The sequence below is a fragment of the Mycolicibacterium flavescens genome (genome assembly GCF_001722335.1).
Taxonomy (GTDB): domain Bacteria; phylum Actinomycetota; class Actinomycetes; order Mycobacteriales; family Mycobacteriaceae; genus Mycobacterium; species Mycobacterium flavescens.
On the sequence record NZ_MIHA01000029.1, the window covers coordinates 1 to 13,453 of the forward strand.

Consider the following 13,453-nt stretch of genomic DNA (forward strand, 5'->3'; position numbering starts at 1 on the left):
TCCCAGGCTCAGGGTCAGCCACAGCAGATAGAACGACGCGAGATAGCCCGCGATGACCGGGGCGATCCACTTCTTGCGGCGGAAACCGTCGGAGGCCCGCAGCGAGAGTGTCGCGACCACCTCGATGATGATCGCGGCGGCCAGCGTCCAATACATCACGGGCCCGGCACCCGACGGTGGGAGCCGAGTTCGATCAGCAGCACGCCGCCGATGATCATGCCGATGCCGACGACGATCGGGGCGGTGAACGGGTCACCGAACAGGAGCGCGGCGAACACCGCGGTGCCCGCCGTGCCGAGCGCCCCCCAGATCCCGTAGGCGACGCCGACCGCCATCCCGGCGCGCAACACCAGGGTCAGCAACACGAACGCGCCGAGGTAGCCGGCGACGACGACGATCAACCACGCCGTGTGGTCCTGCGAGGCGCGCAGCGACAGGGTGGCCGCCACCTCCACGCAGATCGCCGAGCCCAGCAGCGCCCATTTGTGCACGCAATCAAGCTATCTGACTTGCGATGACCGGGAGTTGTCGGCGCCCGGGCGTAACCTGAAGTTTGCTGTTCTCACCGACCCGAGGAGTTCTCATGACCGATTCCCAGCGCGCGCTCATCGCTGTCCTGCTCGACCGGTCCGGGTCGATGGAGTCCATCAAGAGCGACACCGAAGGCGGGTTCGACGCGTTCATCGGGGATCAGCGCAAGGCCGTCGGCGGCCTCGACGTACGGGTGACGCTGGCGCAGTTCGACACCGAATACGAGGTGGTCTACGGGAACCGGCCGGTCGCCGACGTTCCGCCGCTGCAGTTGCAGCCCCGCGGCGCGACGGCCCTCTACGACGCCGTCGGCAGGCTGATCACCGACGTCGGCGCCGAACTGGCCGCGCTGCCCGAGCAGCAGCGGCCCGGCCGGGTCACCGTGGTGGTGCTCACCGACGGGCACGAGAACTCCAGCAGGGAGTGGACGCACGATGCGGTGAGCAAGGCGATCGGTCGCCAGGAGAGCGAATACGCCTGGGATTTCGTCTTTCTCGGGGCGAACATGGACGCGGTGGCCATCGGTCAGCAGCTCGGTTTCCGGGCCGACCGCTCCATGACCTACGCCGCCGACGGCGACGCCGTCGGGTCCGCGTGGGCGTCCACGTCGGCCTTCGTGTCACGCCGCAACGCCGCCCCGGTCGCGGCGGAGGTCCCGGGGTTCTCCGACGAGGACCGCCGGGCGGCCGCGGGCGCCGACCGATGACGGCGGGCCCGGACAGCGGCGACGATCTGGTCGTCGCCACCGCGCACGGCCCGGTCCGCGGCAGCGACGACGGAGTCGTCAAGTCCTGGAAGGGCATTCGCTATGCGGCCCCGCCGGCGGGGCCGCTGCGCTGGCGGCCGCCCGAGCCGCCGCCGCGCTGGACGGAGCCGGCCGACGCGACCCGCGTCGGCCCGGTGTGCCCGCAACCGACCGATCCCCGGATCCCGATCGACCTCGGCGCGCCCCAGGGTGACGACTGTCTGAGCCTCAACGTGTGGGCGTCCTCGGACACCGAACCCGGTGCGGGCCGCCCGGTCATGGTGTGGGTGCACGGCGGCGCGTACGTGCTGGGCTCGTCGGCGCAGCCGCTCTATCACGGGCGCGCGCTGGCGGCCGGCGGTGAAGCGGTGATCGTCACCGTCAACTACCGGCTGGGCGCGCTCGGATTCCTCGACCTGTCGGCGTTCGGTGACCAGTTCGCCACCAACCTCGGACTGCGCGACGTGCTGTTCGCGCTGCAGTGGGTCCGCGAGAACATTGCCGGATTCGGGGGAGACCCGGACCGGGTGACGGTGTTCGGCGAGTCGGCCGGCGGCGGGATCATCACCACGCTGCTGGCCAGCCCCGCCGCGGCGGGGCTGTTCGGCGCGGCGATCGCGCAGAGTTCGCCGGCCACCTCGATCTACGACCGCGAGCGCGGCCGGCGGGTCGCCGAGATGTTCCTCGACGAACTGCTCGTGCGCCCGCAGGACGCCGACACGCTCACGTCGGTGCCCACGAAGGCGCTGATGGCGGCCTCCAAGCGGGTGTTCGACCACGTCCCGGTCCGCACCCCGGGCACGCTGGCGTTCGCGCCGATCATCGACGGCGACGTTGTGCCGGGCCATCCCGTTGAGCTCGCCCGGGCCGGGCGCACCCATCCGGTGCCGCTGATCATCGGGACGAACAAGCACGAGGCCGCGCTGTTCCGGTGGATGAAGTCGCCGCTGATGCCGATCACCCCGGCCGCGATCCGAGCGATGTTCGCCGAGATCGCCGCCGAGCAGCCGGATCTACAGCTGCCCGACGAGCAGCAGATCCGGGCCGCCTACCGTGGGCGCGGCAAGACCCTGGGCATGGGGGTGGCCCGCGACATCGGGTTCCGGATGCCGTCGGTGTGGTTCGCCGAGGGGCACCGCGACGTCGCGCCGGTTCACCTGTACCGCTTCGATTTCAGCACCCCGATGCTGCGGCTGCTGCGGTTGGGCGCCGCGCACGCCACCGAACTGCCGTACGTGTGGGGCAACCTCGTCGCCGGGCCGAAGGACCCGACGTTCAAGCTCGGCGGGCTCAAGGCGGGCAGGACGGTGTCGGCCCGGATGCGGGCCCGCTGGCTGAATTTCGCCACCGACCACACACCGGCCGGCCTGCCGGGGGACCCGGTGTGGCGACCGTATCGCGCCGCCGACCGCGCCACGCTGCTGATCGACGCGGCCGACCGGGTGGTCGACGACATCGACCGCCCGCTGCGCACCGCGTGGGGCGATCGGGTTCTCAGTTTCCGGTGAGTCGTATGCTTTGGCCGGAGGTGTCGACGTGGACGTAAGTGCTGCCTTCGCGCACGTGCTGCCGCCGCTGATGCATGATCCGGTCACCTTCGCGGTGCCGTTCTTCCTGCTGCTGTTGGTGATCGAGTGGGCCGCCGCGCGCCGCCTGGCGCACGAGGAGGCCGACCGGGCGCCGACGGGTGCCTACCAGCGCGCCGACGCGTGGGCCAGCATCTGGATGGGTGTGGTGTCGATCGGCACCAGTGGGGTGGTGAACTTCCTCGCGCTGCTGGGCTACGCGGCGCTCTACGTCTACGTGGCGCCCTGGCAGTTGCCGGCCGACGCCTGGTACACGTGGGTGATCGCGATCGTAGGTGTCGATCTGTGCTACTACGCCTACCACCGCATCGCGCACCGCGTGCGGCTGATCTGGGCCACCCACCAGGCGCACCACTCCAGCCAGTACTTCAACTTCGCGACCGCGCTGCGCCAGAAGTGGAACATCAGCGGCGACGTGTTCCTGCGCGCGCTGATGCCGCTGCTCGGGGTGCCGCCGTGGATCGTGTTCGCCAGCTTCTCGATCAACCTGATATACCAGTTCTGGATCCACACCGAGCGCATCGGAAAGCTCTGGGCGCCATTTGAGTTCGTGTTCAATACGCCGTCGCACCATCGGGTGCACCACGGGATGGATCAACAGTATCTGGACAAGAACTACGGCGGCATCTTCATCCTGTGGGACCGCGTGTTCGGCACGTTCGCGGCCGAGACCACCCGCCCGCACTACGGGCTGACCAAGCAGGTCGACACCTACAACATCTGGACGCTGCAGACCCACGAATACGTGGCGATGGCCCGCGACGTCCGGGCCGCGACGCGCTGGCGCGACAAACTGGGCTACATCTTCGGCCCGCCCGGATGGGCACCGGCGGTGCGTCGCCCGGCACGCGAGAAGGCAGCGGTTGACGCGTAATCGCCGCAGCCGGCATCAAACGTCCGCGGCCACGTCTTCGCACCCGTAGTCTGCGGCGTTGTGGACACCGTCTTCGACGCGCCGGTCGACCCTGCCCTGATCGAACGTGCCCTTGCGCCAAGCACGTTCGGTTCGATGTGGTTGGACATCGCCCGGCCTGACCGGCCGGCGCTGACCGGGCCGACGACGTGTGACCTGGTGGTGGTCGGCGGCGGCTACACCGGCCTGTGGACCGCACTGCACGCCGCGCAACGCGACCCCGGCAAACGGATCGTGCTGATCGACGCGCACCGCATCGGCTGGGCGGCCTCCGGTCGCAACGGCGGCTTCGTCGACGCCAGCCTCACCCACGGCGAGGAGAACGGAAAAGCCCGCTGGCCCAACGAAATCGCGACTCTCGACGAGATGGGGCGTGACAACCTCGACGGGATGCAGGCCGAACTGCAGCGGCTGGAGCTGGACACCGAATGGCAGCGCACCGGAATGCTGACAGTGGCCACCGAACCCCATCAGGTCGAGTGGCTGCAGCGCAGCGCCGCGGCCGGACAGGGACAGTTCCTGGACACCGACGCGGTGCGTGCCCAGGTCGACTCGCCGACCTACCTGGCCGGGCTGTTCGACGCCCACACCTGCGCCATCGTGCACCCGGCCAAGCTCGCGCTCGAGCTGGCCCGGGCCTGTGAGCAGGCCGGTGTGCGGATCTACGAGCACACCAACGCCCGGCGGGTGGACTCCGGGGGTGTGGGCCTGCGCATCGAGACCGGCGAGGCGGTCGTCACCGCCCGCGAGGCGGTGCTGGCCACCAACGTGTATCCGAGCCTGCTCAGACGCAACCGGCTGCACACCGTGCCCGTGTACGACTACGTGCTGGCCTCCGAACCGCTGACCGCCCGTCAGCTCGACCGCATCGGCTGGCGCGGCCGCCAGGGTGTCGGCGACTGCGCCAACCAGTTCCACTACTACCGGCTGACCATGGACAACCGGATCGTGTGGGGCGGCTACGACGCCGTCTACCACTTCGGCCGCCGCGTCGACCCGGCGTATGAGGACCGGCCGCAGACCTACCGTCGCCTGGCCGCGCACTTCTTCCTGACCTTTCCGCAACTCGACGACGTGCGGTTCAGCCACCGGTGGGCCGGTGCCATCGACACCAACACCCGGTTCTGCGCGCACTGGGGTCTGGCGCGCGGCGGCCGGGTGGCCTACGTCAACGGGTTCACCGGGTTGGGGGTGGGCGCGGCGCGGTTCGCCGCCGACGTGTGCCTGGACCTCCTCGACGGCCGGCCCACCCCGCGCACGCGGTTGGAGATGGTGCGTCGCCGCCCGCTGCCCTTCCCGCCCGAGCCGCTGGCCGGCGTGGGTATCCAGGCGACGCGCTGGTCGCTGGACCGCGCCGACCATCGCGCGGGCCGGCGCAATGTGTTCCTGCGGACCCTCGACGCGCTCGGTCTGGGTTTCGATTCCTGAGGCGTCAGCCGCAGGGGATTAGCTGACTGGCGAGACGGCGATCCGGCTGACGCGTAACGTTTCGGTCACGGTGATCGATGGGCAAATCACGGGACCATCGTCGAGTGGTTGCTCCGGCCACCGGGCGTGACTGCCAGCTCACGCGCCGGGGTAGGAGAGTCCGCGACACCTGGAACCGGGCACCGTCATTGGACCGGAAGAGCGGAGGCGGCCATGGGCCGACGATGGATTCGTGCACTCGCGGCGGTGGCCGCCCCCGTGGCGGCGCTCGTGTTGCCGTCGGCACCCGCCCCGGCGAATCCCGGCGTCGTGGTCTATCCCGGGATGGAGATCCGCCAGGACTCCAACGTGTGCACGCTCGGCTTCGTCGAACCGCAGGCCCGGATCGCGTTCACCGCCGGCCACTGCCGCGGCAGCGGACCGGTGCGCGACCGGCACGGCAACCTGATCGGGATGCAGGCGGTGTTCCGCGACAACACGCCCAACGGCGCGACCGTCGACACCAATCACCAGATCGCCGACTGGGAGGCCATCACGCTGGCCCCCGACGTCCAGGTCAACAACGTCCTGCCGGGTGGCCGGATGCTGGTCGTCGACCCCGGTTTCGCGCCGGCCGCCGGCCAGCCGGTCTGCCACTTCGGGGTGGTCACCGGCGAGAGCTGCGGCACGGTCGAGGCCGTCAACAACGGCTGGTTCACGATGGGCAACGGAGTGGTCAGCCAGAAGGGCGACTCGGGCGGGCCGGTGTATGTGATCACCCCCGACAACCGCGCGGCGATCATCGGCATGTTCAACAGCACCTGGGGCCGGTATCCGGCCGCGGTGTCCTGGCAGACCGCCAGTCAGCAGGCCCGCGAGGACGTCATCTCGGCGGCCTCGGCCAACGTCGGGCCGCCGCCGCCGCCGGCAGTGCCGATGCCCTGATCAGGGCAGCATTTCGAACACCGGGATCGTGGGCGCGACCGCACGGATCTCGTCGTCGCCCGACCGCGGGGTCAACCCGCCGACGTGCCCTTTGACCTCCCAGAACCACCGGTCCAGATAGCGCCGGAGCAGGTCGGTTTTCGCGTCGTCGGCCACCTCGGCGATCCGGCGCTCGCGGCGGCGCCAGCGGGGGCCGACCTCAACCGCGCCGGCCACCCGCGCGTTGCGCGCCCACTGGGTGTTGCCGCGCGGCGACACGACGTAGTCGCGGCCGTCGACGGTGAGCACGTTGACCACCACGGTGCGCCGTTTCCCGGATTTCCGGCCGCGCACCTGCAGCGCCCGGGTTCCGGCCACGCTGACACCCGCTTCGGCCAGCCAGCGGAACAGCGTGTTGACGGCGCGGGCGGCGCCGTTCGGTTCGTCGTAACGCACGGTCATGTTCGTGTCCCTTCAATATTGAGAGCGGTGCTCTCGTTTCAGGGTGACACGCGTGGGACGGTAAAACAAGAGCGGTGATCTCGTTTCGTGTCACACTCACCGGATGGGCAAACGGCAGGAGAGTCGCGACCGGATCGAGGCGCAGATCGTCGAGCTGGCGCGCGGACAGCTGGAGACCGCGGGGGCGGGCGGCCTGTCGCTGCGCGCGATCGCCCGCGATCTCGGCATGGTGTCGTCGGCGGTGTACCGGTACGTGGCCAGCCGCGACGAACTGCTGACCCTGCTGCTGGTCGACGCCTACTCCAGCCTCGCCGAGCACGTGGACAGCGCGCGCGCCGACGGTGATTGGCGGGATCAACTGCTCGCGATGGCGCGCGCGGCGCGGGAATGGGCACTCGAGCGGCCGGCGCTGTGGGCGCTGCTGTACGGCAGCCCGGTGCCCGGTTACCACGCCCCCCGGGAGCGCACGGTTGGCCCGGGCACCCGGGTGGTGGCCGCACTGCTCGACGTCGTATCCGCCGGGATCGTCGCGGGCGACATCCGGTCCTCGAAAGCTACTGCGCCCCAGCCGTTGTCGTCGGACTACGAACGGCTGCGCGAGGAGTTCGGCTTCACGGGCGACGACGCCGCGGTGACCAGGAGCCTGCTGCTGTGGGCGGGATTGATCGGCGCGATCAGCCTCGAGGTGTTCGGCCAGTACGGCCCCGACACCCTCACCGAGCCGGCAATGCTGTTCGACCGGCAGATCGGGCTTCTCACCGACACCTTGATTAACCCTTGACTTATATAAGCTGACACTTAGACTCATGGGCGTGCACGCGTTCGATATCCTGGGCGATCCGGTCCGGCGCCGGATCCTGGAACTGCTCGCCGACGGTGAGCTCGCGGCGGGCGCCATCGCCGACACCATCCAGGCCGAGTTCGCGATCACCCAACCCGCGGTGTCCCAACATCTGAAAGTACTGCGCGACAACGGGTTCACCTCGGTCCGCCCGGACGGCCAGCGCCGGCTCTACGCGGTCAACGGCGACGCCCTGCGCGACGTCGACGAGTGGCTCGCGGGCTTCCGCCGCTTCTGGGCGCCGCGCCTGGACGCGCTGGGAACCGAGATCGCCCGGGGAAAACGACAACGACGAAAGAAGGCACCATGACCGAGATCGACGTCGACCACCAGATCAACGCGGTGCAGCGCACGCTCGGCACCAGGACGATCGAGGCCGGAGAGGCGCACGTCGTCACGATCACCCAGACCTACGACACCGACCGCGACGACCTGTGGGACGCGGTCACCAACATCGAGCGCATTCCGCGGTGGCTCATGCCGATCACCGGCGAACTCGAACCGGGTGGGTCATATCAGTTGCACGGCAACGCCAGCGGCAAAGTGCTGACCTGCGATCCGCCGAAGAACTTCACCGCGACCTGGGAGTTCGCCGGCAACGTCAGCTGGATCGACGTCACCGTCGAGGGCGTGGACGCCGACCGGGCGCGACTGGTGATCGAGCACATCGCGGTCGTCGGCGACGAGATGTCCCTGCAGTTCGGGCCCGGCGCCGTCGGCATCGGTTGGGACTCCATGGTTCTCGGCCTGGCGCTGCACCTGGCGACCGGCGAGTCGATCGACCCCGGCTTCGGGGAGCAGTGGGTGACCACCCCGGGGGGCCGCCGCTTCCTGGCGCTGTCCAACGAGGCCTGGTACGAGCAGAACGTCGCTGCCGGCGCCGACCCGGCTCAGGCCCGTGCGGCCGCCGACCGGTGCCTGGCCGCCTACCTCGGCGAGGCCTGAACTAGAACACGTTCTAGCCAACCGGGCGGGCCGGGGATATCCTCGACGCGATGCTTGCCCAGACACCTGTCCAGATAGCGTGGGTGACGCGGGACCTCGACGCCACCGAGCGGTCGCTCACCTCGCTGTTGGGTGCCAGGAAGTGGGTGCGCATGCCCGGCGTGCACTTCGGCCCGGACACCTGCACCTACCGCGGCGAGCCCGCCGACTTCGTCGCCGACATCTCGCTGAGCTACGCCGGCGCAACACAGTTGGAGCTGATCGCCCCGGGTGCGGGCGCGAGCGTCTACACCGAGTTCCTGGAGCGCTGCGGGCCCGGCCTGCACCACGTGTGCGTCGAAGTCGACGACGTGGACGCCGCACTGTCCGGGCGCGACGCCGACGTCGTCGCGCGCGGGGTGATGCCCGGCGGGATGGAGTTCGCCTACGTGTCCGCACCGCAGGCCGGCGTGCCCTACATCGAGCTGGCCTACATTCCGGACGAGATCAGATCGTTCTTCGACCACATCAAACGGGAGCAGCAGTGAGTACCGACATTCCTGACACCGTCGACGTCGCCGAGGCGTCGTTCTCCGACGAGGTCGACGTCGTGGTGATCGGCTTCGGCATCGCCGGCGGATGCGCGGCGGTCAGCGCGGCCGCCGCGGGCGCGCGGGTCCTGGTGCTGGAGAAGGCGGCCGCGGTCGGCGGCACGACCGCGATGGCCGGCGGGCACTTCTATCTGGGCGGCGGCACCGCCGTGCAGCAGGCGACCGGACACGACGACAGCGCCGAGGAGATGTACAAGTACCTCGTCGCGGTGTCCCCGGATCCCGACCACGACAAGATCCGCGCCTACTGCGAGGGCAGCGTCGAACACTTCAACTGGCTGGAGGGTCTGGGTTTCCAGTTCGAACGCAGCTACTACCCGGGCAAGGTCGTGGTGCCGCCGGGCACCGAGGGCCTGTCCTACACCGGCAACGAGAAGGTCTGGCCGTTCTACGAGCAGGCCAAACCCGCCCCGCGCGGCCACTCCGTGCCGGTGCCCGGTGAACTCGGCGGCGCGGCGATGGTCACCGACCTGCTGCTCAAACGCGCCGACGAACTCGGCGTGCAGATCCGCTACGAGACCGGCGCGACCAACCTCGTCGTCGACGACGGCGCCGTGGTGGGCGTGCGCTGGAAGCACTTCACCGACACCGGCGACGTCCGCGCCGCGTCGGTCGTCATCGCCGCCGGTGGGTTCGCGATGAACCCGGAGATGGTGGCCCGGCACACCCCGGCGCTCGGGCAGAAGCGTCGCACCAAGCACCACGGCGAGGTCGAACCCTACATCCTGGGCAACCCCAACGACGACGGCCTCGGGATCCGGCTCGGTGAGTCGGCGGGCGGAGTGGCCAAGAACCTCGACGGACTGTTCATCACCGCGGCCGCCTACCCGCCGGAGATCCTGCTCACCGGCGTCATCGTCAACAAGGACGGGCAGCGCTTCGTCGCCGAGGACTCCTACCACTCGCGGACCTCGGCGTACGTGCTCGAACAGCCCGAGCAGAAGGCGTATCTGATCGTCGACGAGGCGCACCTGCAGATGCCCGAGATGCCGCTGATCAAGTTCATCGACGGCTGGGAGAGCATCGCGGAAATGGAAGAGGCCCTGGGCATTCCGGCCGGCAACCTGGCGGCCACCCTGGACCGCTACAACCGCAACGCCGCCGCCGGACAGGATCCCGACTTCCACAAGCATCCCGACTACGTCGCCGCGCAGGACACCGGACCGTGGGGCGCGTTCGACCTGTCGCTGGGGGTGGCGATGTACTCGGGGTTCACCATGGGCGGACTCGATGTGTCGCTCGACGGTGAGGTGCTGCGCGAGGACGGTTCACCGGTGCCCGGCCTGTACGCCGCCGGTGCGTGCGCGTCGAACATCGCCCAGGACGGCAAGGGGTACGCGAGCGGCACGCAGCTGGGCGAGGGCTCGTTCTTCGGGAGGCGGGCGGGCACCCACGCCGCCCGGCAGGCCGGTACTCACGCCGCCGCGCGCTAGACCCGCGCCGGCTCCTCGCCCTCGATGCGGTTGAACCGCCACTCACCGTCCCCGAGCAGGGCGAGTTCGTGGGTGTGGTGTTGTTCGACCGTGCTGCGGTGGCTGACGCTGACCAGGATGGTGTCGGGCAGCTCGGTGCGCACCAGGTTGTAGAGCAGGTACTCCAGGCCTTCGTCGAGCGCTGAGGTCGCCTCGTCGACGAACACCGCCTTGGGTTTGGTCAGCAGGATCCGGGCGAACGCGACGCGCTGCTGTTCCCCGGGGGAGAGCACCTTGGCCCAGTCGAGCACCTCGTCGAGGCGGGATTCGAGATGGGGCAGGGCAACCTTGTGCAGCATCGCCTTGAGCGTCCGGTCGTCGATCGCGCCTTCCTCGTTGGGGTAGCTGACCACCGCGCGCAGGTCACCGAGCGGCACGTACGGCATCTGCGAGAGGAACATCGTCTCGTTGGGCCCGCACGGACGGGTCAACGTCCCGGAGGTGAAGGGCCACAGTTCGGCCAGGCTGCGCAGCAGCGTGGTCTTGCCGACGCCGGAGGCGCCGGTGACCACCAGCGAGTCGCCGACCTCCAGGCGCAGACCCAGCGGCTTGATGAGCTGCTTGCCGTCGGGGGTGCGGACCTCGACGTCCTTCAACTCGACGGTGCCGTCGACGCAGGCGGTGGTGGTGATCTCGGGCAGGGCGCGGCCCTCCTGGTTGGCCGTCACCAGGCCGTCGAGGCGGATGATCGCGGCGCGGTAGCCGGCGAACAGGTCATAGGCGTTACGGAAGAACGACAGGCCGTCCTGGATGTTGCCGAACGCCGACGCCGACTGCGACATCACACCGAGCATGATCTCGCCGCTGACGAAGCGGGGGAACTGCAGCAGGTAGGGCAGCGGCACGATGAGTTGGCCCATCGACCAGTTCCAGCCGTTGAAGCCCAGCGAGCGCGCCACGTAGCGCTTGTAGTTGTCGACCACCGGGCGGAACAGCTTGCGCAGCCCGGCGCGTTCGGCGTTCTCACCGCGGTAGAACGCGACGGCCTCCGACGAATCCCGAAGGCGCACCAGCGCGTAGCGGAACGCGGCGTTGAACTTCTCGTTGCGGAACGACAGCCAGATGATCGGCCGGCCGATCCAGAACGCGATGACCGAGGCGAAGAGCACGAACACGATGCCGATCCAGAACATCGCGCGCGGCAGTTCGACGTTGATGATCGGGATGGCCAGCGGCCCGGACAGGTTCCACAGGATCGCGGTGAACGAAACCATCGAGATCACCGCGTTGATGGCGCCGAACAGCAGCGTGTTGCCCGAGCCGTAGTAGGGCACGTTGGGCAGCGGCCCGTTGTTGGCGGTGAAGATGTCGATGTCGTTCTGGATGCGCTGATCCGGGTTGTCGATCTTGTCGCCGATGAACCGGGCGCGGTAGTAGGCCTTGCCGTCGAGCCAGTCGCCGGTCAGCCGGTCGGTCAGCCAGGCGCGCCAGCGCAGCGAGAACCGTTGCATCACCCACATGTCGAGCAGCAGACGGCAGATGAACAGCGTGGCCAGCACCGCGAACACGGTGATCGACAGGTAGAAGCCGCTTCGGCCGGACTCGCGCATCGCGTCGTCGTCGGCCTGCAGTCCCGCGGCGACCACCTGGAACGAGTTCGACATGTCCATCGAGTAGTAGCTGAGCAGCACGTCGAGCCGCACACCCGCGACCACCAGCAGCAGGATGCCGCCCAACCACAGCCAGACCTTGACGCTCTCGGCGCCCTTGAAGTAGTCGCCGGTGATGCGCCACCACTGGCGTCCCCACTCGGTGAACCGGGCAATCAGGAACAGGACGAACAGTGTCGCGGCGGCTGCCATCAGCCAGGCGCGGCCGATCCAGATCAGCGACACCCACAGCTCATTGCCCCAGTCGAGCGATGGGACGAATTTTTCCACCCGCGCAACCTACCGCGACAACCTGGCACGGGCTGCTCGAAGCGCCTATCCGCGCGGGCACGCCGCGCGCTCAGCCGAACGTCGCGCGCAGGTATGCGGTGAGGGCGTCGACGTCGATGTCGCCGGCGTAGCCGAGGTAGCCGTCGGGCCACGCCCTTGTTCGGCGAGCGAGCGCGACGAGAACCGCTCGACCCGGCGTGCGCCGGCGACCATGCTGAACGGTATGCAGGTGCGGTTCCACGACTCCGGCGACGACTTCCGTGCCGTCGCGGGTCCGCTCTACCGCCGCGCGCCCGTCGCGAACACCGTCGAGCTGACCGTCCTGGACACCGATGACATTCCGGAAGATTCGCTGCTGCTCACGCTGTGGAAGGGCTCGACACTCGTCGGCGCCGCGCTGCAGACACCCCCGTATCCGTTGGCATGCAACAACATTCCGATAGCCGGCGTGGAAGCCGTCGCCGCGGCGGTGGCCGAGGCGCGCCCGCAGCTGCCCGGCGTGCGCGGCGCCCGCGACGTCGCGCTCGCCTTCAGTACGTCGTGGCGGGAGCGGACCGGCGCCGAGGGCGTCGTCGCACTCGAGGAATGCCTCTACGCGCTGGCCGATCTGCACCCGCCGACGACGGTCGCCGGCGCGGCCCGGATCGGCGACAGGCGCGATCGCGCGGTGCTGATCGACTGGACCGAGCGGTTCTTCGGCGAGACGTTCGGCCACCCGCGCGACGACGCCGCCGGTGCGCGGTTCGTCGACACGGCGCGCGACCGGGGAGACGTGTACGTCGTCTGGGACGTCGACCACGCCCCGGTGAGCACGGCGGTGCTGCGCGCCGCGGCGGCCGGGGTGTCGCGGATCGGGCCGGTGTACACCCCCGAGCCTCACCGCCGGCACGGCTACGGGTCGGCGGTCACCGCCGCGGCGGCCGCGATCGCGCTCGACCGGGGCGACGACGGAGTGGTGCTGTTCACCGATCTGGCCAACCCCACGTCGAACGCCATCTACCGGCGGATCGGGTTCCGGCCCGTCAGCGAGTGCGTCCGCATCGATTTCCGCACGCCCGGTTGACCGCGAGCGTGCGCGACGGTCGGAATTGCCGCGGCGTGTCGTGTGCAAGCGCGCACGCTCTCCGTGGCCCCGGGGCGTGGGGCGCCGGCGCGGC

Annotated in this window: 15 protein-coding genes; 11 read left to right on the forward strand and 4 right to left on the reverse strand. The window is 69.6% G+C overall.

The window, feature by feature from the left end; all coding sequences use genetic code 11:
• Together BHQ18_RS26205 and BHQ18_RS26210 are read right to left on the reverse strand one after the other, a co-directional pair.
• On the reverse strand, nt 1-156 hold a 156-nt coding region (locus BHQ18_RS26205; RefSeq protein WP_234794327.1), incomplete at its 3' end, for an SMR family transporter.
• Complete coding sequence (locus BHQ18_RS26210) at nt 156-491, reverse strand: DMT family transporter (protein ID WP_069416583.1); 336 nt, start codon at nt 489-491, stop codon at nt 156-158. The genes BHQ18_RS26205 and BHQ18_RS26210, both read right to left, overlap by 1 nt.
• 92 nt (nt 492-583) lie before the next feature.
• On the opposite strand from BHQ18_RS26210, the gene BHQ18_RS26215 reads away from it, so the two are divergent.
• The 5 genes from BHQ18_RS26215 (at nt 584) to BHQ18_RS26235 (ending at nt 6,127) form a co-directional block, all read left to right on the forward strand.
• On the forward strand, nt 584-1,237 hold the full coding sequence (locus tag BHQ18_RS26215; RefSeq protein WP_205866194.1) for a vWA domain-containing protein: 654 nt from the start codon (nt 584-586) through the stop codon (nt 1,235-1,237).
• A complete protein-coding gene (locus tag BHQ18_RS26220; protein WP_069416584.1) occupies nt 1,234-2,784 on the forward strand; it encodes a carboxylesterase/lipase family protein in 1,551 nt (516 codons plus the stop codon). Before BHQ18_RS26215 ends, BHQ18_RS26220 begins: the two co-directional genes overlap by 4 nt.
• A 70-nt stretch (nt 2,785-2,854) precedes the next feature.
• Nucleotides 2,855-3,736 carry a sterol desaturase family protein gene (locus BHQ18_RS26225; protein ID WP_069416631.1) on the forward strand — a complete coding sequence of 294 codons (882 nt, stop codon included), beginning with the start codon at nt 2,855-2,857 and terminating at the stop codon, nt 3,734-3,736.
• 60 nt (nt 3,737-3,796) lie between these two features.
• Entirely contained in the window at nt 3,797-5,203 is a 1,407-nt protein-coding gene (locus BHQ18_RS26230; protein ID WP_069416585.1) for an NAD(P)/FAD-dependent oxidoreductase, read from the forward strand.
• A 213-nt stretch (nt 5,204-5,416) separates the two neighbouring features.
• Nucleotides 5,417-6,127 (forward strand): Rv1815 family serine proteinase, encoded by a 711-nt coding sequence (locus BHQ18_RS26235; RefSeq protein ID WP_069416586.1) that lies wholly within the window; start codon nt 5,417-5,419, stop codon nt 6,125-6,127.
• Here the strand turns inward: BHQ18_RS26235 and BHQ18_RS26240 are convergent, their stop codons facing one another.
• Nucleotides 6,128-6,568, reverse strand: coding sequence for a nitroreductase/quinone reductase family protein (locus BHQ18_RS26240; protein ID WP_069416587.1), 441 nt, complete (start codon nt 6,566-6,568; stop codon nt 6,128-6,130).
• Nucleotides 6,569-6,671: 103 nt separating this feature from the next.
• Here BHQ18_RS26240 and BHQ18_RS26245 point away from each other — a divergent pair, with 103 nt between their 5' ends.
• From BHQ18_RS26245 to BHQ18_RS26265, 5 genes are read left to right on the forward strand one after another with little or no spacing between them, the layout of a single operon-like run.
• On the forward strand, nt 6,672-7,349 hold the full coding sequence (locus tag BHQ18_RS26245; RefSeq protein WP_069416588.1) for a TetR/AcrR family transcriptional regulator: 678 nt from the start codon (nt 6,672-6,674) through the stop codon (nt 7,347-7,349).
• A 31-nt stretch (nt 7,350-7,380) separates the two neighbouring features.
• Entirely contained in the window at nt 7,381-7,719 is a 339-nt protein-coding gene (locus BHQ18_RS26250; protein ID WP_069416632.1) for an ArsR/SmtB family transcription factor, read from the forward strand.
• Nucleotides 7,716-8,354, forward strand: coding sequence for an SRPBCC family protein (locus BHQ18_RS26255; RefSeq protein ID WP_069416589.1), 639 nt, complete (start codon nt 7,716-7,718; stop codon nt 8,352-8,354). The genes BHQ18_RS26250 and BHQ18_RS26255 overlap by 4 nt, the downstream gene beginning before the upstream one ends.
• A 50-nt stretch (nt 8,355-8,404) precedes the next feature.
• On the forward strand, nt 8,405-8,881 hold the full coding sequence (locus BHQ18_RS26260) for a VOC family protein (protein ID WP_069416590.1): 477 nt from the start codon (nt 8,405-8,407) through the stop codon (nt 8,879-8,881).
• Nucleotides 8,878-10,377, forward strand: a complete 1,500-nt coding sequence (locus BHQ18_RS26265; protein WP_069416591.1) for an FAD-binding protein — start codon at nt 8,878-8,880, stop codon at nt 10,375-10,377. Before BHQ18_RS26260 ends, BHQ18_RS26265 begins: the two co-directional genes overlap by 4 nt.
• Here BHQ18_RS26265 and BHQ18_RS26270 read toward each other — a convergent pair.
• The gene (locus tag BHQ18_RS26270; RefSeq protein WP_069416592.1) at nt 10,374-12,296 is read right to left on the reverse strand and encodes an ABC transporter ATP-binding protein/permease; all 1,923 of its coding nucleotides are present in this window, start codon (nt 12,294-12,296) and stop codon (nt 10,374-10,376) included. The genes BHQ18_RS26265 and BHQ18_RS26270 overlap by 4 nt on opposite strands.
• Before the next feature lie 223 nt (nt 12,297-12,519).
• On the opposite strand from BHQ18_RS26270, the gene BHQ18_RS26275 reads away from it, so the two are divergent.
• The gene (locus tag BHQ18_RS26275) at nt 12,520-13,359 is read left to right on the forward strand and encodes a GNAT family N-acetyltransferase (protein WP_069416633.1); all 840 of its coding nucleotides are present in this window, start codon (nt 12,520-12,522) and stop codon (nt 13,357-13,359) included.
• Nucleotides 13,360-13,453: the final 94 nt, after the last annotated feature.

What these genes read in the sequence shown, in the direction of transcription:
- BHQ18_RS26260 (WP_069416590.1), top strand. Translation starts at nt 8,405, where the DNA reads ATGCTTGCCCAGACACCTGTCCAGATAGCGTGGGTGACGCGGGACCTC.
- BHQ18_RS26225 (WP_069416631.1), top strand. Translation starts at nt 2,855, where the DNA reads ATGCATGATCCGGTCACCTTCGCGGTGCCGTTCTTCCTGCTGCTGTTG.
- BHQ18_RS26245 (WP_069416588.1), top strand. Translation starts at nt 6,672, where the DNA reads ATGGGCAAACGGCAGGAGAGTCGCGACCGGATCGAGGCGCAGATCGTC.
- BHQ18_RS26255 (WP_069416589.1), top strand. Translation starts at nt 7,716, where the DNA reads ATGACCGAGATCGACGTCGACCACCAGATCAACGCGGTGCAGCGCACG.
- BHQ18_RS26220 (WP_069416584.1), top strand. Translation starts at nt 1,234, where the DNA reads ATGACGGCGGGCCCGGACAGCGGCGACGATCTGGTCGTCGCCACCGCG.
- BHQ18_RS26235 (WP_069416586.1), top strand. Translation starts at nt 5,417, where the DNA reads ATGGGCCGACGATGGATTCGTGCACTCGCGGCGGTGGCCGCCCCCGTG.
- BHQ18_RS26275 (WP_069416633.1), top strand. Translation starts at nt 12,520, where the DNA reads ATGCAGGTGCGGTTCCACGACTCCGGCGACGACTTCCGTGCCGTCGCG.
- BHQ18_RS26240 (WP_069416587.1), bottom strand. Translation starts at nt 6,568, where the DNA reads ATGACCGTGCGTTACGACGAACCGAACGGCGCCGCCCGCGCCGTCAAC.
- BHQ18_RS26215 (WP_205866194.1), top strand. Translation starts at nt 584, where the DNA reads ATGACCGATTCCCAGCGCGCGCTCATCGCTGTCCTGCTCGACCGGTCC.